Raw genomic sequence first — 22927 nt, 5'->3', positions numbered from 1 at the left:
AGTGGTAGCTGTCAGAGTCATCCCCTGCCTCGACGTCGACGGCGGACGTGTCGTCAAGGGGGTCAAGTTCGCCGATCTCAAGGATGCCGGAGACCCTGTCGAACTCGCACACCGCTACGGCGAATCCGGGGCCGATGAACTCACCTTCCTCGACGTCACCGCGAGCAGCGGAGACCGTGAAACCGTCCACGACGTGGTCCGCTCCTGCGCGGAACAGGTGTTCATCCCGCTGACCGTCGGCGGGGGAGTGCGCAGCGTCTCCGACGTCGACCGGCTGCTGCGCGACGGTGCGGACAAGGTGTCCGTCAACACCTCGGCGGTGGTGAGGCCCGAACTCATCAGCGAGATCTCCCATCATTTCGGCAACCAGGTCCTCGTCCTCTCACTCGACGCCCGGCGCACTCAGGGGGCGAGCACTCAGTCGGGATTCGAGGTCACCACCCGCGGCGGACGCGAAGGCACCGGCCGCTGTGCGATCGACTGGATCCGAGAGGCCGCCGACCGCGGAGTCGGTGAGATCCTGCTCAACTCCATCGACGCCGACGGCACCCGGGAGGGCTTCGACCTCGAACTCATCTCGGCCGCCCGCGCCGCCGTCGACGTCCCGCTCATCGCCTCCGGGGGAGCCGGCCGGGTCGAACACTTCGCCCCTGCCGTCGCCGCCGGTGCCGATGCGCTCCTGGCCGCGAGCGTCTTCCACTTCGGGACGCTGAGCATCGCCGAGGTCAAGGCGGCGCTGGCCGCCGAAGGGATCGAAGTCCGATGAGCCGTGATGCCGACGCGACCCCCGAGAACTGGCAGGAACTCATCCGCCCCAATGCGGACGGGCTCGTGCCCGTCGTCGTCCAGGAAGCCACGAGCCGCGAGGTGCTCATGCTCGCCTGGATGGACGTCGAGGCGATCCGGCGCACCCTGGACACGCGACGGGCCACCTACTGGTCGCGCTCCCGCCAGGAGTACTGGGTCAAGGGCGAGACCTCGGGGCATGTCCAGCATGTGCGCTCACTCAGCCTCGACTGCGACGCCGACACCCTGCTGCTCAGCGTCGACCAGACCGGCCCCGCCTGCCACACGAACACACCGACCTGCTTCACCGGAAGGACCATCAGTGCCGACTGACTACTCGGCGACCGACAGCGAGCTGCCGATCCGACCCAGCCTCGAAGAATTCCGCTCGCTCGGGGCCGGGCACCGGCTCGTGCCCGTCCACACCCAGGTGCTCGCGGACTCCGAGACTCCGCTGAGCCTCTACCGCAAACTCACCGACGGCGGTCCCGGCAGCTTCCTCTTCGAATCCGCCGTCGCCGGCTCCTGGGCGCGGTATTCCTTCATCGGCTCAGCCCCGGTCGCCACCCTGCTCTCGACCGCTGACGGGTTCAGATGGACCGGCACCCCGCCGGTGGGGATCCCGACCGAGGGCGATGTCCTCGACGCCGTCACAGCAACACTCGAACTGCTCGCCGTCGGCTCTGACGAGTCGACTCTGCCGCCGATGGTCTCGAGTCTCGTCGGCTACTTCGGCTGGGACATCATCCGCCGTTTCGAACGGCTCGGACCACCCCGCCCCAACGAACACCACCTGCCCACCGTGCAGCTGATGATCCCCGGCGACATCGCCGTCTACGATCACTACGCGAGCACGGTCACGCTCGTGGCGAACGTCTTCAACGTCAACGGCGCCGACACCGGCATCGACGAAGCGCATGCCTCAGGAGTCGCACGCATCAGCGCGATGCTCGATCGCCTGCGCAGACCCAGCCCGGCCGACATCCTCGACGTCCGCCCCACCGAACCCGAGGTGACCACCCGGACACCCAGGCAGGTCTACCTCGACGGGGTGAACCAGGTGAAGCAGGAGATCGTCGACGGGGAGGCCTTCCAGGTCGTCCTCGGCCAGCGCTTCGACACCCCGTGCGCGGCCGAGCCGCTGAGCGTCTACCGCATGCTGAGGCACTCGAACCCGAGCCCGTTCATGTACCTGCTCAATCTTCACGACGATGAGGGCGAGCCGGCGAGCATCATCGGCTCCTCACCCGAAGCGCTCGTCACCGTCCGCTCCGGCGACGTGGTCACGCATCCGATCGCCGGGTCCCGGCCCCGCGGGGCCACTCCCGAGGCCGACGACTCCCTGGCCCGAGAACTGCTGGCCGATGAGAAGGAACGCGCCGAGCACCTCATGCTCGTCGACCTCGCCCGCAACGACCTCGCGAAGGTCTGCGCCGCTGGCACCATCGACGTCAGCGAGTTCATGGACATCGTCCGCTACAGCCACATCATGCACATCTCCTCGACGGTGCGCGGGGAGCTCACCCCCGGGACCACGGCCGTCGACGTCCTGCGGGCGACGTTCCCCGCCGGCACCCTGTCCGGAGCGCCTAAGCCCCGCGCCCTGCAGATCATCGACGAGCTCGAACCCATCGGCCGCGGCATCTACGGGGGAGTCGTCGGCTACATGTCCTTCACCGGCGACCTCGATCTGGCGATCGCCATCCGCACCGGTGTTCTCAGAGACGGAACGATGAGCGTCTATGCAGGAGGCGGACTCGTCGCGGACTCGGTGCCCGAGACCGAGTACCGGGAATCGGAGAACAAGGCCGCAGCCGTGCTGCGGGCGGCTGCCGTCGCGAACGCCGCAGCGGTCGCCGCGGAAGGTCAGGAGTGATCCGGATGACCAAATCGCGCGGGGTGCTCATCGTCCTCGTCATCGCCGCCGCCCTGTGGGCGCTGACGATCTCGGCCTGGCAGGCGGGAGCCGTCGGCGACACGCTCGGCCCGAGCGGTGTGGCCGAGGTCACCGACGATGCGAATTCTCAGGCCTCGCCGGTGGCCACAGCGTGTGTGGCGATCATCGCCGTGACCGGCCTGCTCGCCGCGATGCTCGGCAGGATCGGACGCTTCGTCGTGCTCGGGCTCGCCGCCGTCGCCGCCGTGGGGTACGGCATCACCGCACTCACCGCCGCCGGCGCACCGGGCGCCACCTCATGGCCGATCATCGCCGCCGTGGCGGCCGGGATCGGGGTCATCGGGATCATCTGGGTGGCGACCGCCTCGGCGAGATGGACGAACTCGAACCGCTACGCTCGCACCGCTGAGGCCGCCGACGGCGAGTTCGACTCCGCTGCAGCCTGGGATGCTCTCTCCCGTGGAGAGGACCTCCCGGGCGAACCCGACGCGAACGATGCGGGAGACTCCGGGGCCGACGACGGCGCCGACGGCCCCGAGGCCGACGACGCGCCCGATTCGAAATGACCTTGTGACCGGGCCGGTGCCCGGTCCGCGCACGAAGCGTGACACAATGGAGGAAAGAATCCCACCAGCGTGCCACGCAGCCACACTAAGGAGCACCATGTCGCAGTCCCTCGCCCGCAACGGGGCCTCTGATCTCGACAAATCCACGATCGACTACGCAGCGATCGCCGATCCCGGCCACGGCAACTCCGTCGCCGGATGGACCGGCGTCATCATCATGCTCGTGGGCGTCTGCGTCGGCTGTGTGGGCTTCACGATCCACAATCCGATGATCACCTACATCTCCATCGGGATCGTCGCCCTCGGCCTCGTCGTCGGCATGATCCTGCGCGCCGTCGGACTGGGCAACAAGCCGAAGCGCAAATGACGGTTCTCAACGACATCGTCGCCGGTGTGCGTGAGGACCTGCAGGCACGCCGGAACGCGGTCCCGCTGCCGGAGATCGTCGCGGCAGCGCAGGCTGCAGCACCGGCCCGCACCTTCGACCTCCACTCCGACTTCGGCGTCATCGCCGAGGTGAAGCGCAAGTCCCCGTCCCGCGGAGACCTCGCGCACATCCCCGACCCGGGCACCCTGGCAGGCCTGTATGCCGCCGGCGGAGCCCGCGCGATCAGTGTGCTCACGGAGTCCCGACGCTTCTCCGGCAGCCTCGACGACCTCGATGCGGTGCGCGCGGCCGTCGACATCCCGGTCCTGCGCAAGGACTTCATGGTCGACGAATACCAGTTCCACGAAGCCCGCGCCCACGGCGCCGACATCGTGCTCCTCATCGTGGCGGCACTCGACTCCGCACAGCTGAGCGAGTTCCACGCCCTGGCGACGGAACTGGGCATGACCGCACTCGTCGAGACCCACAACCGGGACGAACTCGAGACCGCCGTCGACCTCGGCGCCGAACTCATCGGAGTCAACACCCGCAACCTCAAGGACCTCAGCGTCGACACCGACCGCTTCGCTCCGCTGGCGGAACTGGCACCGGCCGGGGTCACCTTGGTCGCCGAATCCGGTGTCGCCGGGTCTGCCGAGGTCGCGAAGTACGCCGATTCAGGAGCCGATCTCGTGCTCGTCGGCGAAGCCCTCGTCACCGGCGGCCGTCCGCAGGCAGCCGTCGAAGAGTACACAGCGGTCGGTCGGGAACGCCGCCGAGTGTCCGCATCCTGAACCCCGACCGCTCCCACCGGTCCCTGTGACCGACCATGAGCGAAGACCGGCACCCATCCGGCCGACGTCCGGGCACGAGGCACAGCCTCGACCGCACACGGCCACGAGGAGATCGAGAAGGACCGCAATGACCGATGTGAGCGAGGAGACCGGACCGTACTTCGGTGCGTTCGGCGGCAGGTTCATCCCTGAGGCGCTGATCCCGGCGCTCGACGAGATCGAGGAGACCTGGCGCAAGTCCCAGGTCGACCCTGCCTTCACCGATGAGCTCCTGGACTACCAGCGCAACTACATCGGCAGGCCCTCCCTGCTCACCGAAGCGACCCGCTTCGCGAAGCACTGCGGCGGAGCACGCGTGTTCCTCAAGCGCGAAGACCTCAACCACACGGGCAGCCACAAGATCAACAACGCCCTCGGTCAGGCTCTGCTGGCCAAGCGGATGGGCAAGACCCGGCTGATCGCCGAGACCGGTGCCGGACAGCACGGCGTCGCCACCGCGACCGTCGCCGCACTGCTGGACATGGAGTGCGAGGTCTACATGGGCGAGGAGGACACCCAGCGACAGGCCCTCAACGTCGCCCGGATGCGACTGCTCGGAGCGAAGGTCAACGCCGTGACCAACGGCACCCGCACCCTCAAGGATGCGATGAACGAAGCGATGCGCGACTGGGTGGCCAACGTCGCCGCCACCCACTATGTCATCGGCACCGTCGCCGGGCCCCACCCGTTCCCTGCGATGGTCCGTTCCTTCCAGAACGTCATCGGCGTCGAGGCCCGCGAGCAGATCCTCGAGGCGGCAGGCCGACTGCCCGACGTCGTGTGCGCCTGCGTGGGCGGAGGATCGAACGCCATGGGCCTCTTCGCGGCCTTCCTCGGCGATGAACAGGTGAAGATCTACGGTTTCGAAGCCGGCGGCGAAGGCATCGAATCCGGTCGTCACGCCGCCCGCTTCTCCGGCGGACGCCCCGGCGTCCTCCACGGATCCGCGACCTACATCCTCCAGGACGCCGACGGCCAGACGCGTGCCTCGCACTCCGTCTCGGCGGGACTCGACTACCCGTCGGTCGGTCCCGAGCACTCGCACCTGCACGACACCGGCCGCGTGACCTACGAACCCGTCGGCGACGATGAGGCGATGGAGGCCATGCGCCTGCTCTCGCGCACCGAAGGCATCATCCCGGCCATCGAATCCGCCCACGCCCTGGCCGGAGCGATGCGCATCGGCCGCGAGCTCGGCCCCGACGCGGTCCTGCTCGTGAACCTCTCCGGTCGCGGCGACAAGGATATGACCACAGCAGCGACATGGTTCGACTACATCGATGAAGGGGCGGTGCAGGTATGACGCACTCAGGTCCACGCACAGGCACGACGCTGGACTCCGTCGCCGAGGCGGGACGCAGCGCCGCCCTCATCGGCTACCTGCCCGTCGGATTCCCGAGCGTCGACGGATCCGTCGAGGCGATGGTCGAACTCGTCCGCGCGGGCGTCGACATCATCGAAGTCGGTCTGCCCTACTCGGACCCCGGCATGGACGGTCCGGTCATCCAGCACGCCGCCGAAGCGGCACTCGAATCCGGAGTGCGCACGACTGACGTCTTCACTGCCGTCGAGGCCATCGCCTCGGCCGGCGGGACCGCCGTGGTCATGAGCTACTGGAACCTCGTGCTCCAATACGGCGTTGCGGACTTCGCCCGCGACCTCGATTCCGCCGGCGGAGGGGGGATCATCACCCCCGACCTCATTCCCGATGAGGCCGGCGACTGGTTGACCGCCTCCGACGACTACGACCTCGACAGGATCTTCCTGGCCGCACCCTCCTCGACGCCCGAACGGCTCGACCGGATCGTCGGGGCCAGCCGCGGCTTCGTCTACGCCGCTTCGACCATGGGCGTCACCGGTGTCCGCTCCGAGGTCGACGACCACGCCCGCGGACTCGTCTCCCGACTGGGGGAGGCCGGCGCCGAACGCGTCTGCGTCGGACTCGGAGTCTCGACCCGTGAGCAGGCCGCCGAGGTCGCCGCATACGCCGACGGCGTCATCGTCGGCTCCGCACTGGTCAGAGCACTGGACTCCGACGGCGTGGCCGGACTCGGCCGCCTCGCCGCCGAGCTCGCCGAAGGGTGTGCATGAGCTTCAGCCCTGCCTGGGTCGTCTTCATCGCTCTCGGCCTCGGACTCGCCCTGTGGATGACGAGCATTCAGTGGCAGTCTCGCGGCGGCCACCGCGGAGACATGTGGGCGATCGCGGTCGTCAGTGTGCCCGCCGCCGTCATCGGCGGCCGGATCGGTCATCTCCTGTCCGCGCCCGACACCTATTTCGGTCCCTCCAGTCGCCCCCTGCAGGCCCTTGCGCTGTGGGACGGCGGCTTCAGCTTCTGGGGCGCGAGCCTCATCGGACTGCTCGCCGTCTGGCTGCTCACCCGCTTCCAGGGCATCCGCTTCCTGCCGCTGCTCGACTCCGTCGCACCCGGCCTCATCCTCGGCCATGTCGCCGGAGCCTTCAGCGACTGGTTCGCCGGACGCACGGAGTTCGTGACGGTGTTGGCGGAGTCGATCTGGAACCTTCTGGCCTGCATCGTCCTCATCGTCGTCGCCAAGCGCCTGCGTCTGGGCTACGGCCAGGTCTTCGCCCTCTACCTGTGCCTGTTCAGCCTCGGCCGCGTCCTCCTCGAAGGCGTGCGGCTGGGCACACCCGAGGCGGAGGACGCCCGCCTGCTGCTCGGTCTGCCCGTCAACCTCTGGACGGCTGCTCTCTCCCTGCTCATCGGCGTCGTCTGGCTCATCGTCTCCCGGATGCGCCATCGCACCCAGGAGACCGGCGTCTACACCCACGGGGCCCGCACGCTGGCACGTCGTCACCGGCGCGGCAAACACACCTACGAGATCAATGCCCCGTACATCCCCGGGGCAGTCCCGTCGCCGACGTCTGCGGACTCCAGGACCTCCTCGGCTCCGCTGCCCTCGGTGTCCCGGATCCCCGAACCCGCGGACACACAGGAGGCGAGCACGGACCCGCGCGGGACCTCCCCTGAGTCCGCCGTGCCGGAGGACGGCGAGGCGGTCGCGCAGCTCGCCGGTCGGCACAGCTTCGGATTCTTCGGAGCGGTCACCTCGGCGATCTCGATCGTGCCCGACGTGAGGGGAACCTCCACGCCGTCGGTCCGCGACGATGATCGTGGTTCGTCCGAAGACTGAGACGAATTGGTTCACCTTTCGCTCCTTTCCTGACTTTGGCATCCACTGGCCCGGGGTGTAAGTTGTTATACCGGCTGTGAGAGCCATTTCACAGCCGCCGCCCGGTTGGCCACGCCTCCGGGCTTGCCCAAGCCGCAGAGGACAGCGTCGTCTTTTCGGAGACCGTCACAACCCCGAGAAGGCCCCATATGAATCACAGGACTTCGCCGAGCCAGAAAACTCCGGCCCCGCCAGGCCGGGCAGGACTCTACGATCCGGCCCTTGAACATGACGCCTGCGGACTCGCTCTCATCGTCCGCTACCGCGGAGACGCCGACCACGAGGTCGTCGATCAGGCGCTGACCGCGCTGCGCAAGCTCGAACACCGCGGCGGCATCGGCTCGGACGAGGGCACCGGCGACGGAGCAGGCATCACCCTGCAGATCCCGCATGACTACTTCGCCGAGGAGCTCTCGGCACAGGGCATCACCCTTCCGGAGCCGGGGCAGTACGCAGCCGGCATCGGATTCTTCTCCCAGGACTACCGGGCCGACCTCGTCGGTCGGAAAGCCGCCGTGAGTCCTGCGGCCACGAGCGAGCTGCCGCAGGTCGGCCACAGCAATGCTGACGCCGAAGAGGCCACCGTCAGCCGCATCGCCGCCGAGGAAGGACTGAGTGTTCTCGGATACCGGGATGTTCCCCGCGACGACTCGGTGCTCGGTGACATCGCTCTTGATACTCAGCCGCGGATGCGTCAGGTCTTCTTCGGCCTCGACGTACGGTACCCCGCTCGCGACGACGCCGACCTGCGCAGGCGCGCGTTCATCGTCCGCAAGCGCCTCGACCATGAGGGCATCTACTTCCCGTCCCTGTCTCCGAGCACGATCACCTACAAAGGCATGCTCTCGACCGGGCAGCTCGCCAGCTACTACACCGAGCTCAGCGATGAGCGCCTGACCTCGCGGATCGCACTCGTCCACTCTCGGTTCTCGACGAACACGTTCCCGTCGTGGCAGCTCGCACAGCCCTTCGGCACGATCGCCCACAACGGCGAGATCAACACCGTGCGCGGCAACCGCAACTGGATGCAGGCCAGGGAGTCCCAGCTGAGCTCCGAACTGCTCACCTCCCCGGTGCCGACGACGAGTACGAGCGTGGACCGACTGTGTCCCATCATCTCTCCCGGCGCCTCCGACTCGGCGTCGTTCAACGCCGTCGTCGAACTGCTCGAGGCCTCCGGCCGATCGCTGCCGCAGGCGATGCTGATGATGATCCCTGAGGCGTGGGAGAACAACCCTGGTATGGGCGAGTCCCGCCGTGCCTTCTACGAATACCACTCGCTGCTCATGGAGCCGTGGGACGGTCCCGCCTGCGTGGCATTCACCGACGGCCGCCTTGCCGGCGCTGTGCTCGACCGCAACGGCCTGCGCCCGGCGCGCTACGTGATGACCGAGGACACCGTGGTCCTCGCCAGCGAGACCGGGGTCGTCGACCTGCCCGAGGAGAACGTCGTCGCCCGTGGTCGTCTGACCCCGGGCCGGATGTTCCTCGTCGATACCGAGACCGAACGGATCATCTCGGACACCGAGATCAAGAACCAGCTGTCGACCCAGCATCCCTACGAGGAGTGGGTCAAGCAGAGCTCGAAGCGTCTCGAGGAGCTGCCCACACGCGTCCACGTCACGCACCCGCAGGCTTCGGTGCGCCGTCGTCAGCGGACCTTCGGCTACACCGAGGAGGAGCTGCGTGTGCTCATCTCCCCGATGGCCGAGAACGGTGCCGAACCGCTCGGAGCGATGGGCACCGACACGGCGATCGCCGGACTGTCCACGCGACCGCGGCTGCTCTTCGACTACTTCCACCAGAACTTCGCGCAGGTGACGAATCCTCCGCTCGACTCGATCCGCGAGCACATCGTCACGTCCATGGCCGCCGGACTCGGCCGCGAGGGCAACCTGCTCAACAACGATCATCCGGATTCTGCGCACATCGTGCTGCGCCGGCCGGTCATCGACAACGACGAACTCGCCGCGATCGCCCACATCCGCGGGGAGCACCTGGGCACAGAGAATCCGCGTCCGGCGGTGACCTTGTCGGGTCTCTACTCGGTCAACGCGGGACCCGATGCGATGGAGACGAGGATCGAGGCGCTGTGCGCCGAGGCGAGCGCCGCTGTCGAGGCGGGTGTGGTCTTCATCGTGCTCAGCGACCGTGGGTCGACGGCCGACCTCGCGCCCATCCCGTCGCTTCTGCTCACCTCGGCACTGCATCACCATCTCGTGCGTGAGCGGACACGGACCCGGGTGAGCATCGTCGTCGAGGCCGGAGACGTCCGCGAGGTCCACCATGCGGCCACCCTGGTGTCCTTCGGCGCTTCGGCGGTCAACCCGTACCTGCTCATGGAGACCGCCGAGGCACTCGTGCGCGCCGACCGTCTGCGCGGAGTCAGTGAGACCGCGGCCGTGGCGAACGTGCTGTCCGCACTCAACAAGGGCATGCTGAAGATCATGTCGAAGATGGGCATCTCGACCGTCCAGTCCTACCACGGCGCGCAGACCTTCGAAGCCGTCGGACTCGCGGACGATCTCATCGAGCGCTATTTCACCTCGACCCCGCACCAGCTCGGGGGCAAGACTCTCGCCGACATCGCCGCGGACACCTCGGCCCGGCATGCCGACGCCTACCGCGACGATCACCCGAAGCCGTCTCACCGTCCGCTGCGGGTCGGCGGCGAGTACCAGTGGCGCCGCGAAGGTCCTGGTCACCTGTTCAGCCCGGAGACGATCTTCAAGCTCCAGCACGCGACCGCGACGAAGCGCTTCGACATCTTCTCCGAGTACACGTCGATGATCGACGAGCAGTCGCGGGAGCTGATGACCCTGCGCGGACTCTTCGACCTCGTCCCCGACGAGCAGGGCCCGATCGACATCTCCGAGGTCGAACCGGCCGAGGCGATCATGCGTCGCTTCTCGACCGGGGCGATGAGCTACGGCTCGATCTCGAAGGAGGCCCACGAGACCCTGGCGATCGCGATGAACCGGATCGGCGGGAAGTCGAACACCGGCGAGGGCGGCGAGGACACCGACCGTCTCCTCGACCCCGAACGCCGCTCGGCGATCAAACAGATCGCCTCCGGCCGCTTCGGCGTGACCAGCCACTACCTCACCGAGGCCGATGATCTGCAGATCAAGATGGCCCAGGGAGCGAAGCCCGGTGAGGGCGGACAGCTGCCGGGCGAGAAGGTCTACCCGTGGATTGCGAAGACCCGTCACGCGACCCCGGGTGTGGGACTGATCTCCCCGCCTCCGCACCACGACATCTACTCGATCGAGGACCTCGCCCAGCTCATCCACGACCTCGGCCGGGCCAACGCCCGCGCCCGCGTCCACGTCAAACTCGTCTCGGCGATCGGCGTGGGGACCGTGGCCGCAGGTGTGGCGAAGGCCGGAGCCGATGTCGTCCTCGTCTCCGGACACGACGGCGGCACCGGCGCGAGCCCGCTCAACTCACTCAAGCACGCCGGCACCCCTTGGGAGCTCGGTCTGGCCGAGGCACAGCAGACGCTTGTGCTCAACGGTCTGCGCGAACGCGTGAGCGTCCAGGTCGACGGTCAGCTCAAGACCGGACGCGACGTCATCATCGCCGCCCTGCTCGGCGCCGAGGAGTTCGGGTTCGCGACCACCGCCCTCGTCGTCTCCGGCTGCATCATGATGCGCGTGTGCCACAAGGACACCTGCCCCGTCGGGGTTGCCACCCAGAACCCCGTGCTGCGCGAGCGGTACCAGGGTCAGGCCGACCATGTCGTCAACTTCTTCACCTTCATCGCCGAGGAGGTGCGCGGCTATCTCGCCCAACTCGGCTTCCGCTCCCTCGACGACGCCATCGGTGCGGTCGAGAGACTGCGCATCGACGAAGAACGCGCGGCCGCCTCGGGGCTCGACCTCGATCTCGAGTCGATCCTCACCGTGCCGACCGACCTCAACGGGTCGACAGAGGGCCCGCGCAAGTGCGCAGGCCCCGTCATCCGCGACTTCGCCGGAGAACTCGACCTGCGCCTGCTCGATCAGGCGAGCGAGGCGATCGCGACCGGCCAGCCGGTGACGATCAGCTCGGTCATCGAGAACACCGACCGCTCGGCCGGCACCCTGCTCGGCCATCACGTCACCCGGGCACACGCCGAGCGCGGGCTGCCCGAGGACACGATCCGACTCGAGCTCCACGGCACGGCCGGGCAGTCGCTCGGCGCCTACCTGCCCGCAGGCGTGAGCATCGACCTCTCCGGCGACGCCAATGACTACGTCGGCAAGGGCCTGTCCGGCGGCACCATCAGCGTCCACCCGGGCGAGGGCAGCCGGACCCGACCCGAGCACAACGTCATCGCCGGCAACGTCCTCGGCTACGGCGCCACCTCGGGCAAGCTCTTCGTCTCCGGCCAGGTGGGGGAGCGGTTCATGGTCCGCAACTCCGGCGCGGAGGCGGTCGTCGAGGGCATCGGCGACCACGGGCTGGAGTACATGACAGGCGGCATCGCCGTCATCCTCGGCGGGACCGGCAGGAACTTCGCGGCCGGCATGTCCGGCGGCACCGCCTACGTCCTCGACTTCAACCCGGCACGTCTCAATCCCGACGAACGTGCGGCCGGTGTCTTCCGGTTCACCGGGGTCGGAGTCGACGATATGACGGTGCTCGAGCGCCTCCTCGACGAACACGTCGAGTGGACGGGCTCACCGCTGGCGTCCGAGCTGCTGAGCGGACTGCGCCGCGGACAGGACGTCCTCTCCCGCTTCACGAAGATCATTCCCGTCGCGTACCAGGCGGTGCGCGACATCCAGGCCGAATTCGCCGCAGCCGGGCACTCCCCGGACTCCGACGCCGCCTGGAACACCATTCTGGAGGTCACCCATGGCTGATCCGCACGGATTCCTCACTGTTCCCCAGCGCGAAACGCCCAAACGCCGTCCGGTCCCGATCCGACTGCTCGACTACCGCGAGGTCTACGAGGCAGGAGACCCCGAGCAGCTGCGCCGGCAGGCCTCACGCTGTATGGACTGCGGTGTGCCCTTCTGCCACCAGGGCTGCCCGTTGGGCAACCTCATCCCGGAGTTCAACGATGCGATGTACCGCGGCGAGCTCTCTCGCGCCGTCGAACTGCTCCACGCGACGAACAACTTCCCCGAGTTCACCGGCCGGGCGTGCCCGGCACCGTGTGAGAACGCTTGCGTGCTCGGCATCAATCAACCGGCGGTGACGATCAAGCAGGTCGAGGTGAGCATCGTCGACCAGGGCTTCGCCGCCGGGCTGATCACGCCGGAGATCCCGGAGCGGATCACCGGGCACACCGTGGCCGTCATCGGCTCCGGACCCGCCGGACTCGCCGCCGCTCAGCAGCTCACCCGCGCTGGGCACACGGTCGTCGTCTACGAACGCGACGACCGCCTCGGCGGATTGCTGCGCTACGGAATCCCCGACTTCAAGCTCGAGAAACACCACATCGACCGTCGCCTCGAGCAGATGCGGGCAGAAGGCACCAGGTTCGAGACCTCGGTCGAGATCGGCTCGGACCTCAGCCTGGAGGATCTGCGCGCCCGCTTCGATGCTGTCCTCGTGTGCACCGGGGCGACCGTGCCCCGGGACATGCCCGTCGCCGGTCGGGAGCTCGAAGGCGTCGAGTTCGCCATGGACTACCTCGTGCCCTCGAATCGCTCACAGGCCGGGGAGGCCGCGACGCCGGAGATCGATGCGGCCGGCAAACACGTCATCATCATCGGCGGCGGAGACACCGGCGCGGACTGCCTCGGCACCGCCCTGCGTCAGAAGGCGGCCTCGGTGACGACCCTGGCGATCGGTGCGAAGCCCCCGACCGATCGCAGCGAGAACGATCCCTGGCCCACCGTGCCGCGGATCTTCGAGGTGCAGAGTTCCCACGAGGAGGGCGGCGTGCGGCGCTACCTCGCCTCGACGACGGGTTTCGTCAGCGACGGGGGCTCTCGGGTCCGCGGAATCGAGGTCGCCGAGACCCAGTTCCTCGACGGCCGTCGCGTGCCGACCCCCGGCACCGAACACGTCCTCGAAGCCGATCTCGTCCTGCTGGCCCTCGGCTTCTCCGGACCCGAGTCGGAGGCCCTCGGGCTCGAACTCGGTGAGGGCGGGGCCTTCGCCCGCGACGATTCGTATCAGACCGCGACCCCGGGCGTCTTCGTCGCCGGAGATGCCGGGAGGGGCCAGTCGCTCATCGTCTGGGGGATCGCCGAGGGGCGTGCCGCAGCAGCCGAGGTGGATACGTTCCTCACCGGTTCGACGCGGCTGCCGTCCCCGGTCGGCCCGCGCGACACCGGGTTCAAGTGCTAAGATGATCTGTGTCAAGCATTGAGATACCGGCGCGCTGAGGCGTCGGTCTGCGAACGAGAACGCACCGCGACGGACGGGTCGAACCGGCCGTCGCGGTGCAGGTAGGGTGGAGTGCATGAGGCGTGCAAAGATAGTCGCAACTTTAGGTCCGAACCAGAACTCCTACGAAGAGATCAGGCAACTCGTCGACGAGGGCGTCGACGTCGCCCGTTTCAACCTCAGCCACGGCAGTCGAGACGAACACGAAGAGAAGTTCGCCTGGGTCCGTCAGGCAGCCCTTGACTCCGGCCGTCCGGTGGCGGTGCTGCTCGACCTGCAGGGTCCGAAGATCCGGGTCGGCAACTTCGCCGAAGGGAAGGCCGAGCTCGTCGAGGGCGCGACCTTCACGATCACCAACCGGGACGTGCCCGGGACTGCCGAGATCGTCAGCACCACCCTGGCCACACTGCCGGGCGACGTGTCCGTCGGCGATCCGCTGCTCATCGACGACGGGCGTCTGCGCCTGCGGGCCACCGAGGTCACGGCCACGGACGTCGTCACCGAGGTCGAGATCGGCGGCACGATCTCCAATCACAAGGGCATCAACCTGCCCGGCGTGCCCGTGTCCGTGCCCGCACTCTCGGAGAAGGACGTCGAGGACCTCAAATGGGGTCTGCAGCTCGGCTTCGACTGGGTCGCACTGTCCTTCGTCCGCAGTCCCGAGGACATGGACGACGTCCGTGCCGTCATGGACGAGGTCGGGATCACCGCCCCCGTCATCGCGAAGCTCGAGAAGCCGCAGGCCGTCGAGCAGCTCGACGCGGTCATCGACGCCTTCGACGGCATCATGGTCGCCCGCGGCGACCTCGGCGTCGAACTCCCGCTGGAGCAGGTCCCGATCGTGCAGAAGCGCGCCGTCGAGATCGCCCGCCAGCAGGCGAAGCCGGTCATCGTCGCCACGCAGATGCTCGAGACGATGATCGACGCCTCCCGCCCCACCCGCGCCGAGGCCAGCGACTGTGCGAACGCGGTCCTCGACGGTGCCGACGCGCTCATGCTCTCCGGCGAGACCTCCGTGGGGGCGCACTGGGTCGATGCGATTCGGACGATGAGCCGGATCATCGAGTCGACCGAGGAGCACGGGCTCGAACGGATCCCCGCGCTCGGCACCGTGCCCCACACGAAGGGCGGCGCCGTCACAGCGGCTGCCGTGGTCATCGCCGAACAGCTCGACATCGACCTGCTCTGCACCTTCTCCCAGACCGGTGACTCGGTGCGGCGCATGTCGCGCCTGCGTCCGGCCTGGCCGATCCTCGGCTTCACCCCGGATCCGCAGGTCCGCCATCAGCTGGCCCTGACCTGGGGTGTGCGTCCCTACCTCGTCAAGACCGTGCGCCATACCGACCAGATGGCCCGCCAGGTCGATGCCGTGCTGCTCGCCGACGGCACCGCCCGCGAAGGGGATCAGTCGATCCTCGTGGCCGGTTCGCCTCCCGGGATCCCCGGATCGACGAACGCGCTGCGGATCCACACGATGGGCGACGCGGCGAAGGGCGTGGCGGCCGCCTACCAGGACTCCACGGATTCCGACGAGGATCCGCTGGCCGGCTACGGCGTCGTCGCCGAGGCTCCGATCACCCGCGAGGTCCCGATCGTGAAGGAAGGTCAGTGACGATGCGCTGAGCACGCTCACTGTAGAGACATCGACGGCGTCCGCCCCAGTACCGGGGCGGACGCCGTCGGCCTGTGCGAGGCCCATTCTGCCGACCGGTCGACGTTTCGCAGCCCTCGAATGGGGCGGGGCTGTGGCCGACAGCGGGTGCGTCACACCTCACAGTGATTTGCGGAATTTCACAGATTGCTCAACAGTTGACTTCCGTGTTGCGTAACCTCCCTCGGCAGACCGCGGGGAGGATCAGCGAGGAGAGGAAATCTATGAGACTGCCCGCATGGAGCAGGTCCTTCGGGGTGCAGGTGACGATCGCACTCATCGCCGGTGTCGTCCTCGGACTCATCGCCCGGTCGATGGGACCGGTGAGCGAGGCTCAGGACAATTGGCTCGGTCAGACCCTGGACACCGTCGGTTCGTCGTATGTCACCCTGCTCAAGGCGGCCGTCGTGCCGCTGGTCATCACCGCGATCATCGCGAGCATCGGCAACCTGCGCAAGGTCACCAATGCCGCCCGGCTCGCCGTGTCGACGCTGCTGTGGTTTGCGCTCACGGCCCTCATCGCCGTGATCATCGGTCTCGTGCTCGGCCTCGTCATTCAGCCGGGTGTGCATGCTGATGCCGGATCGCTCAGCGGCCAGGCGCCCGATTCGCAGGGCAGCTGGATCGGCTTCCTCACCGGACTCATCCCGCAGAACGTCCTCGGACTCGAGGTGTCCACCGCAGCCGACGACGGCGGGGGACTGGCCTCGGAGGTCGACTTCAACATCCTCCAGCTCATCATCGTCTCCGGTGCCATCGGCATCGCTGCGGTGAAGGTCGGCAAGGCCGCAGAGCCGTTCCTCGAATTCGTCGAGGCGGCCCTGGCCGTGGTGCAGAAGGTCGTGTGGTGGATCGTGCGCATCGCCCCGATCGGCACCCTCGGACTCATCGGCAACGCCGTGAACTCCTACGGCTGGTCGACCATGGGGTCCCTGCTGTGGTTCGTCGTCGCCGTCTACATCGGCCTGGCGATCGTCTTCTTCATCGTCTACCCGCTCCTGGCTCGGGCCAACGGACTCTCCGTGCGCCAGTACTTCTCCGGCGTGTGGCCGGCCACGCAGATGGGATTCGTCTCCCGGTCATCGATCGGCACCATGCCGGTGACGCAGAAGGTGACGACAGACAACTTCGGCGTGCCCCACTCCTACGCCGCGTTCGCCGTGCCCTTCGGGGCGACGACGAAGATGGACGGCTGCGCCGCCATCTATCCGGCCATCGCCGCGATCTTCGTCGCCCAGTTCTTCGGCGTCGACCTCTCGCTCATCCAGTACCTGCTCATCATCTTCGTCGCCGTCATCGGATCGGCGGCGACTGCGGGCACGACCGGCGCGACTGTGATGCTCACGCTCACCCTGTCGACCCTCGGCCTGCCGCTCGAGGGGGTGGGCCTGCTGCTGGCCATCGAACCGATCGTCGACATGGGTCGCACCGCGCTCAACGTCTCCGGACAGGCGCTCATCCCCGCGATCGTGGCCAAACGGCACGACATCCTCGACGTCGACCGTTTCGACGCTCCGCGCATCAACGGCTACGTTCCCGTCGAGGATGAGGATGCCGACGCAGCCTCGGCCGCAGACGACGGCGAGGCCGAGGCCGATAAGGCGGGCGGCAGTGCTGCGGGTGCCGGAGCCGAGGCCACCGGTTCGCGTCTGCGCTGATCCTCCACCGTCGAGAGGGGCGCCATCTCTGCGCCCTCGACCTCGGAGTCACCTGACCGCGCGCTCGAGGTCCGGGCCGCGGGGCAACTGGGGAACACAGAGGGCAGCTGGGAGACACAGAAGGCACTGTCGAGAACTCACTCGACAGTGCCTTCGTCCGTACCGGATGCGGGACTCGAACCCGCACGTCTTTCGACAATGCATTTTGAGTGCACCGCGTCTACCGATTCCGCCAATCCGGCACGCGCCGGGCCGCCCTCGGGCCACCTCGGCGACAGGACGATTCTACTGCGCGTGTGCGCCGATTGCACAATTGTCACCGGCATCACCGCTCGTGGGCACGCTCACAGCAGAAACTTGTGCCACCGCTTTCCGGGAGTCCGGAGGCCTGGTCTAGACTGGTGACGTGCTTTCAAACAGCGAAGAATCAGCGACAGATGAATCCGTGCCGGTCCGCCGCGTCGTCGTGGCCGAAGACGAGGCAGTGATTCGTCTCGATATCGTAGAAATGCTGCGCGAGGTCGGCTACGACGTCGTCGGCGAGGCTGCGGACGGCGAATCCGCCATCCGCCTGGCCGAGGAGCTCCGGCCGGACCTCGTCGTCATGGACATCAAGATGCCCATCCTCGACGGCATCTCCGCGGCCGAGCGCATCGCCCGCGCCCGCATCGCCCCCGTGGTCCTGCTCACCGCGTTCTCGCAGAAGGAACTCGTCGAACGAGCCCGCGACGCCGGTGCCATGGCCTATGTGGTCAAGCCGTTCACCTCGGCCGACCTCATCCCGGCCCTCGAGATCGCTCTCTCGCGTCACGCGGAGATCAGCTCACTCGAATCCGAGATCTCCGATCTCACCGAGCGCTTCGAGACCCGCAAGCTCGTCGAGCGCGCCAAGAGCCTGCTGCAGACCTCGATGGGTCTGAGCGAGCCCGAGGCCTTCCGCTGGATCCAGAAGACGTCGATGGACCGCCGCCTGACGATGCGCGAGGTCGCCGAGACCGTGCTCAAGCAGATCGGCACGAAGAAGTAGAACCTCCCGGGTGGAGTGCACCCGAACCACTGTCCGCACAGAGAGGCCGACGAATCCGATCCGGATTCGTCGGCCTCTCTCACACCCCGGGAATGGTCGGCACCACCTCGGCGCTGTCGATCATCGACTCATTTCGGTTCGGTCTTGAGGATCATGTTCGTGATCCGCACGAGCGAGAGCAGCCGCCCCGCCTCGTCGGTCATCCTCACCTCATGGCTGACGATCGTGCGTCCCTGATGGAGCACCGAGGCGGTCCCGGTGACGGTGCCCTCCCTGGCCGCCCGCAGGTGGGTGGCGTTGAGATCGACGCCGACGACGTTCTTCCCGCCGGAGATGAGGAACGAGTGCATCGACGCCAGCGATTCCGCGAGCACCACGTGACCACCTCCGTGGAAGAGCCCCATAGGCTGCGTGTTGCCCTCGACGGCGACGGAGCCTGCGACCTGGTCAGGTGTCAGTGAGACGAACTCGATGCCCATGCGCTCGGCCAGCGCCCCGCGAGCCCCGGGCCCGTTGAGCTGGGTCAGCAGCGTAGCGCACTGCTCCTCTGTCGCATCGGCGGTCAGTGATACCTGTGGTCGGAACATCGCACTCCTTCAAGTCAGCTTCGAACGATAGGCTATGCCATGTGAGTCACTCAAACGAATCCCTCCTGCTCATCGACGGACACTCCCTGGCCTACCGGGCGTTCCACGCCCTGCCGGTCGAGAACTTCTCGACCAGCACCGGGCAGACGACGAATGCCATCTACGGCTTCATCTCCATGCTCATCAACGTCCTCCGCGACGAGGAGCCGAGCCATGTGGCTGTGGCCTTCGACCTCGGACGGCAGACGTTCCGTCTCGAGGAGTACGCCGAATACAAGGCGGGTCGAGCGAAGACTCCGCCGGAGTTCCATCCGCAGATCGACCTCATCAAGGACATCGTCAACGCGATGGGCATCCGAGTCGTGACGAAGGAGGGCTTCGAAGCCGACGACGCCCTGGCCACGATGTCCCGGATGGGCACCGAGGCGGGTGCTGTGGTCGAGGTGATGACCGGGGACAAGGACTCCTTCCAGCTCGCCTCGGACACCGTGACGATCCTCTATCCCAAGCGCGGGGTCAGCGACCTCAACCGGATGACACCGGAGGCGATCGAGGAGAAGTACGGCGTCACCCCAGCGAACTACCGCGGACTGGCCGCGCTCGTCGGCGAGAAGGCCGACAACCTGCCCGGCGTCCCCGGGGTCGGCGACAAGACCGCCGCGAAATGGCTCAGCGCTCACGGTGACCTGCCCGGTGTGCTCGAGCACGCCGAGGAGATCGGCGGCAAGGTGGGGGAGAAGCTGCGCGACCACATCGCCGAGGTGGAGCGGAACTATCGACTCAACCGTCTCCTCGACGACGTCGACCTGGGGCTGTCCTTCGACGACCTCGCGTGGGGCGAGGGCGATCCGACGGAGCTGTCGAGCCTGTTCGACCAGCTCGAATTCCAGGCGCTGGGCAGACGGCTGGCCGCGATCTTCCCCGATGCCGCCGAGTCCGAGGGTGAGGCGGCGCCGGCTCGCGAGACCCGGATCGAGACCGTCGACGTCGACGGTCTGCTCGAGAAGATCTCCGCACACGATGTGCTCGCGGTCGATTCGGATGCCCGGTTCGAACTCGGCCGCGGTGAGGCGCGAGTGGTCGCCGTCTCCGCAGAACCCGGCCAGGCGTGGGTCGTCGACCTCGCCGAGGCGGCCGCCTCGGCGATCACCGCGCTCGGTTCCGCATTCGCGAAGCGATCGCTCATCCTCCACAGCGCTAAGCTGCAGCTCAAAGCCTGGGATTCGATCGGCCTGAAAGTGCGCGACATCGGCGGCGACACGGCCCTGGCGGCGTACCTCCTCGTTCCCGACGCCCGATCGTACGATCTCGGCCAGATCGCCGCCGACCGGGCCGGGATCGACCTGAGCGAACCCGAAGCCGATTCGGGCCAACTCGCGCTCGACCTCGATTCGGACGCGACGGCGACCACGCACGGACAGCGCGCCGCCGCCCTGCTCGAGGTCCACGAGGTGCTCGCGAAGGCCGTCGACGATGCGAACATGACCGAGGTCTACCGCTCCATCGAACTGCCGCTCGTACCCGTGCTTGCGATGATGGAGCTGCACGGCATCGCCGTCGACGAGTCCGGTCTGTCCGACCTCATCGAGGAATTCACCAAACAGGCCGAAGCCAGCGCACAGGAGGCCTACGACGCGATCGGGCACGAGGTCAACCTCGGGTCGCCCAAGCAGCTGCAGACCGTGCTCTTCGACGAACTCGACATGCCGAAGACGAAGCGCACGAAGACCGGTTACACGACCGACGCCGATGCCCTGGCCGAGCTCTTCGTCAAGACCGAACACCCGTTCCTCCAGCATCTGCTGGCCTACCGGGACTCGACGAAGCTCAAGCAGACCGTCGTCGGACTGCTCAAGACCGTCGCCGATGACGGCCGCATCCACACCACCTATCAGCAGACCGTGGCCGCGACCGGGCGCCTGTCCTCACTCGACCCGAATCTGCAGAACATCCCTGTGCGCACCGAATCCGGACGTCGCATCCGCGAGATCTTCATCGCCGACCCCGAGGTGAAGGGCAGTTGTCTGCTCACGGCGGACTACTCGCAGATCGAGATGCGCATCATGGCCCACCTGTCCGGGGATGCCGCGCTCATCCAGGCGTTCAAGGACGGCGAGGACCTGCACTCCTATGTGGGTTCGAAGGTCTTCGGCGTCGGCATCGACGAGGTCGACTCCGATATGCGGTCGAAGGTCAAGGCGATGTCCTACGGTCTCGTCTACGGTCTCTCCGCCTACGGCCTCTCCCGCCAGCTGGCGATCGGTGTCGACGAAGCCAAGGCACTCATGGAGCAGTACTTCGAACGGTTCGGCGCAGTCAAGGACTATCTCGATGAGATCGTCGAACAGGCCCGGGCGAAGGGCTACACGGAGACCATCATGGGCCGCAGACGCTACCTGCCTGCTCTGCACAGCGACCGGCGGCAGCTGCGTGACATGGCCGAACGTGCCGCCCTCAACGCCCCGATCCAGGGGTCGGCCGCCGACATCATGAAGCTCGCGATGCTCAAGGTGACCGGTCGACTCGAGGACCTGGAGTCGCCGATGCTGCTGCAGGTCCACGACGAGATCATCGTCGATGTGCGACCGGACGAGCTCGATGAGGTGACCGCGATCGTCACGGAGGAGATGGGTTCGGCTTATGAACTCGATGTGCCCCTCGACGTCAACGTCGGCACCGGCCGCTCCTGGCACGAGGCCGCCCACTGAGGCGATTCTGCTCCCGTGCTCGTTCAAGGCGCAGCGCTTCTGGCGATCCGTCGACCGTTCGACAACTGCGCTCCGCCTTGAACGACAGGGGTGCGGCGTTCGCGCAGTCGAAAGCTGCGCTGCGCCTTGAACGAGGTCGTCGCGCTTCAGGTCACGCGAAACTCGAAAAAGTCGTCGCCAGTGACGACTTTTTCGAGTTTCGCGTGACCTGAGCGCGTACTGCGTTAGCCGAGCGCGTTCGGCGTTACTCGAAATCGCTTCGCGTGAGTCGACGTGCGAGCGGCCGATTCAGTCCTTCGCCAGCGTCGTCGAGAAGATCACGGTGCCCGGCATGAGAGCCCCACGCAGCGGCGACCATCCGCCCCAGGCGGTCTGGTTCGACTCGGGCCACTCGGGTTCGGTCACCGAGTCGATGGTGAAGCCGGCGGCGACGAGCTGGCGCACCCAGTCGCTCATCGTCCGGTGATGCTCGGCGTAGACGGGCTGACCGGCAGAGGACAGCTCGACGTAGGGAGTGCGGTCGAAGTACGAGTACTCGACCGTCAGTCCCGCTTCGCCGGGGACGTCGGGGAACATCCAGCGCATCGGGTGCGTGGTCGAGAACACCCACTGGCCGCCGGGGCGGATGACGCGGGCCACCTCGGCGAAGACGACCTCGGCGTCTTTGACGAAGGGCAGCGCGCCGTAGGAGGAGAACGCGATGTCGAAGCTGTTCGAGGCGAAAGGCAGCTGGCGGGCATCGGCCAGGAGGAACGTCGGGGGAGTGGCCTGGTCGCTCAGTGGGTGCTCACGCTGCAGCCGCGAGGCCTGTTCGAGCATTCCGGCAGAGACATCGACGCCGGTGGCGATGCCGCCCTGTTCGGCCAGCCAACGGGAGCACTGCCCCGCACCGCAGCCGACTTCGAGGACCTGCTTGCGCGCGACATCGCCGAGGAGGTGGACGTCCGATTCGTGAATTCCCTCCGGACACCAGATGAAATCCGAAGCGCCGAGGAAGGTGCCGTGTTCGGCCAGATACTCCTCTGCAGAGTTGTCCCAATAGCTGCGATTGGCCCGGACAGAGGCCTCTTCATCGATCGGGAGATAGCCACCGCTGATGACCTCGGCTCCCTCAGTTCCCTCGCTCATCATTCCTCCGTGGCCACAGGTGCTGATAATTCGAATCCTCGGCGTGCATTCACGCCCAGGATGGTGCTAGTATTGACAACCGTATGCGCCTGTGCATGCAAGTCCAAATTCGCAATCGAGACCGGATTCGATTCTGCTGGCAACATCAACGACCTGCCGACAGAGTATCGGATCTGGACCAATATTCCATCGGAGTCC

17 protein-coding genes and 1 tRNA gene are annotated in these 22927 nt (G+C 67.2%); 15 read left to right on the top strand and 3 right to left on the bottom strand.

Going from position 1 to position 22927, the window contains the following annotated elements; translation table 11 throughout:
• The first annotated feature begins 1 nt into the window (after nt 1).
• The 13 genes from hisF to GUY23_RS10235 all read left to right on the top strand — a co-directional run bounded on the left by hisF (nt 2) and on the right by GUY23_RS10235 (nt 17279).
• A complete protein-coding gene (hisF, locus tag GUY23_RS10295) occupies nt 2–766 on the top strand; it encodes an imidazole glycerol phosphate synthase subunit HisF (protein WP_166972054.1) in 765 nt (254 codons plus the stop codon).
• On the top strand, nt 763–1119 hold the full coding sequence (gene hisI, locus GUY23_RS10290) for a phosphoribosyl-AMP cyclohydrolase (protein WP_166972052.1): 357 nt from the start codon (nt 763–765) through the stop codon (nt 1117–1119). Before hisF ends, hisI begins: the two co-directional genes overlap by 4 nt.
• Complete coding sequence (trpE, locus tag GUY23_RS10285; protein ID WP_166972050.1) at nt 1109–2662, top strand: anthranilate synthase component I; 1554 nt, start codon at nt 1109–1111, stop codon at nt 2660–2662. Before hisI ends, trpE begins: the two co-directional genes overlap by 11 nt.
• Before the next feature lie 5 nt (nt 2663–2667).
• The gene (locus GUY23_RS10280) at nt 2668–3249 is read left to right on the top strand and encodes a Trp biosynthesis-associated membrane protein (protein ID WP_166972048.1); all 582 of its coding nucleotides are present in this window, start codon (nt 2668–2670) and stop codon (nt 3247–3249) included.
• A 97-nt stretch (nt 3250–3346) separates the two neighbouring features.
• On the top strand, nt 3347–3616 hold the full coding sequence (locus tag GUY23_RS10275; protein ID WP_166972046.1) for an HGxxPAAW family protein: 270 nt from the start codon (nt 3347–3349) through the stop codon (nt 3614–3616).
• A complete protein-coding gene (gene trpC, locus GUY23_RS10270) occupies nt 3613–4410 on the top strand; it encodes an indole-3-glycerol phosphate synthase TrpC (protein ID WP_166972044.1) in 798 nt (265 codons plus the stop codon). The genes GUY23_RS10275 and trpC overlap by 4 nt, the downstream gene beginning before the upstream one ends.
• Nucleotides 4411–4537: 127 nt before the next feature.
• Nucleotides 4538–5752, top strand: coding sequence for a tryptophan synthase subunit beta (gene trpB, locus GUY23_RS10265; protein ID WP_166972042.1), 1215 nt, complete (start codon nt 4538–4540; stop codon nt 5750–5752).
• The gene (gene trpA / locus GUY23_RS10260) at nt 5749–6540 is read left to right on the top strand and encodes a tryptophan synthase subunit alpha (RefSeq protein WP_166972040.1); all 792 of its coding nucleotides are present in this window, start codon (nt 5749–5751) and stop codon (nt 6538–6540) included. Before trpB ends, trpA begins: the two co-directional genes overlap by 4 nt.
• Nucleotides 6537–7604, top strand: a complete 1068-nt coding sequence (locus GUY23_RS10255) for a prolipoprotein diacylglyceryl transferase (protein ID WP_166972038.1) — start codon at nt 6537–6539, stop codon at nt 7602–7604. Before trpA ends, GUY23_RS10255 begins: the two co-directional genes overlap by 4 nt.
• Before the next feature lie 188 nt (nt 7605–7792).
• Nucleotides 7793–12493, top strand: coding sequence for a glutamate synthase large subunit (gltB, locus tag GUY23_RS10250; protein WP_166972036.1), 4701 nt, complete (start codon nt 7793–7795; stop codon nt 12491–12493).
• Nucleotides 12486–13931: a glutamate synthase subunit beta gene (locus GUY23_RS10245; RefSeq protein WP_166972034.1), complete on the top strand. Its 1446-nt coding sequence runs from the start codon at nt 12486–12488 to the stop codon at nt 13929–13931. Before gltB ends, GUY23_RS10245 begins: the two co-directional genes overlap by 8 nt.
• Nucleotides 13932–14046: 115 nt before the next feature.
• A complete protein-coding gene (gene pyk, locus GUY23_RS10240; protein WP_166972032.1) occupies nt 14047–15582 on the top strand; it encodes a pyruvate kinase in 1536 nt (511 codons plus the stop codon).
• A gap of 263 nt (nt 15583–15845) precedes the next feature.
• Nucleotides 15846–17279 (top strand): dicarboxylate/amino acid:cation symporter, encoded by a 1434-nt coding sequence (locus tag GUY23_RS10235; RefSeq protein ID WP_166972030.1) that lies wholly within the window; start codon nt 15846–15848, stop codon nt 17277–17279.
• Between the two features lie 160 nt (nt 17280–17439).
• Here GUY23_RS10235 and GUY23_RS10230 read toward each other — a convergent pair.
• Nucleotides 17440–17521: transfer RNA gene (locus tag GUY23_RS10230), tRNA-Leu, on the bottom strand.
• A gap of 164 nt (nt 17522–17685) precedes the next feature.
• Here GUY23_RS10230 and GUY23_RS10225 point away from each other — a divergent pair.
• Nucleotides 17686–18306, top strand: a complete 621-nt coding sequence (locus GUY23_RS10225; protein WP_166972028.1) for an ANTAR domain-containing response regulator — start codon at nt 17686–17688, stop codon at nt 18304–18306.
• Between the two features lie 128 nt (nt 18307–18434).
• Here the strand turns inward: GUY23_RS10225 and GUY23_RS10220 are convergent, their stop codons facing one another.
• Entirely contained in the window at nt 18435–18893 is a 459-nt protein-coding gene (locus tag GUY23_RS10220; protein ID WP_166972026.1) for a PaaI family thioesterase, read from the bottom strand.
• 41 nt (nt 18894–18934) lie between these two features.
• On the opposite strand from GUY23_RS10220, the gene polA reads away from it, so the two are divergent.
• Entirely contained in the window at nt 18935–21601 is a 2667-nt protein-coding gene (gene polA, locus GUY23_RS10215) for a DNA polymerase I (RefSeq protein ID WP_166972024.1), read from the top strand.
• A 288-nt stretch (nt 21602–21889) separates the two neighbouring features.
• On the opposite strand, the gene GUY23_RS10210 is transcribed toward polA, so the two are convergent.
• On the bottom strand, nt 21890–22729 hold the full coding sequence (locus GUY23_RS10210; protein WP_166972022.1) for a class I SAM-dependent methyltransferase: 840 nt from the start codon (nt 22727–22729) through the stop codon (nt 21890–21892).
• Nucleotides 22730–22927: the final 198 nt, after the last annotated feature.

Source organism: Brevibacterium atlanticum, assembly GCF_011617245.1.
Taxonomy (GTDB): Bacteria; Actinomycetota; Actinomycetes; order Actinomycetales; family Brevibacteriaceae; genus Brevibacterium; species Brevibacterium atlanticum.
This window is presented reverse-complemented; position numbering and strand designations above follow the sequence as displayed.

Excerpts from the sequence above, each read along its gene's own strand:
- hisI (WP_166972052.1), top strand. The coding sequence starts at position 763 with ATGAGCCGTGATGCCGACGCGACCCCCGAGAACTGGCAGGAACTCATC.
- GUY23_RS10280 (WP_166972048.1), top strand. The coding sequence starts at position 2,668 with ATGACCAAATCGCGCGGGGTGCTCATCGTCCTCGTCATCGCCGCCGCC.
- GUY23_RS10275 (WP_166972046.1), top strand. The coding sequence starts at position 3,347 with ATGTCGCAGTCCCTCGCCCGCAACGGGGCCTCTGATCTCGACAAATCC.
- trpC (WP_166972044.1), top strand. The coding sequence starts at position 3,613 with ATGACGGTTCTCAACGACATCGTCGCCGGTGTGCGTGAGGACCTGCAG.
- trpB (WP_166972042.1), top strand. The coding sequence starts at position 4,538 with ATGACCGATGTGAGCGAGGAGACCGGACCGTACTTCGGTGCGTTCGGC.
- trpA (WP_166972040.1), top strand. The coding sequence starts at position 5,749 with ATGACGCACTCAGGTCCACGCACAGGCACGACGCTGGACTCCGTCGCC.
- GUY23_RS10255 (WP_166972038.1), top strand. The coding sequence starts at position 6,537 with ATGAGCTTCAGCCCTGCCTGGGTCGTCTTCATCGCTCTCGGCCTCGGA.
- gltB (WP_166972036.1), top strand. The coding sequence starts at position 7,793 with ATGAATCACAGGACTTCGCCGAGCCAGAAAACTCCGGCCCCGCCAGGC.
- GUY23_RS10245 (WP_166972034.1), top strand. The coding sequence starts at position 12,486 with ATGGCTGATCCGCACGGATTCCTCACTGTTCCCCAGCGCGAAACGCCC.
- pyk (WP_166972032.1), top strand. The coding sequence starts at position 14,047 with ATGAGGCGTGCAAAGATAGTCGCAACTTTAGGTCCGAACCAGAACTCC.
- GUY23_RS10235 (WP_166972030.1), top strand. The coding sequence starts at position 15,846 with ATGAGACTGCCCGCATGGAGCAGGTCCTTCGGGGTGCAGGTGACGATC.
- GUY23_RS10220 (WP_166972026.1), bottom strand. The coding sequence starts at position 18,893 with ATGTTCCGACCACAGGTATCACTGACCGCCGATGCGACAGAGGAGCAG.
- GUY23_RS10210 (WP_166972022.1), bottom strand. The coding sequence starts at position 22,729 with ATGAGCGAGGGAACTGAGGGAGCCGAGGTCATCAGCGGTGGCTATCTC.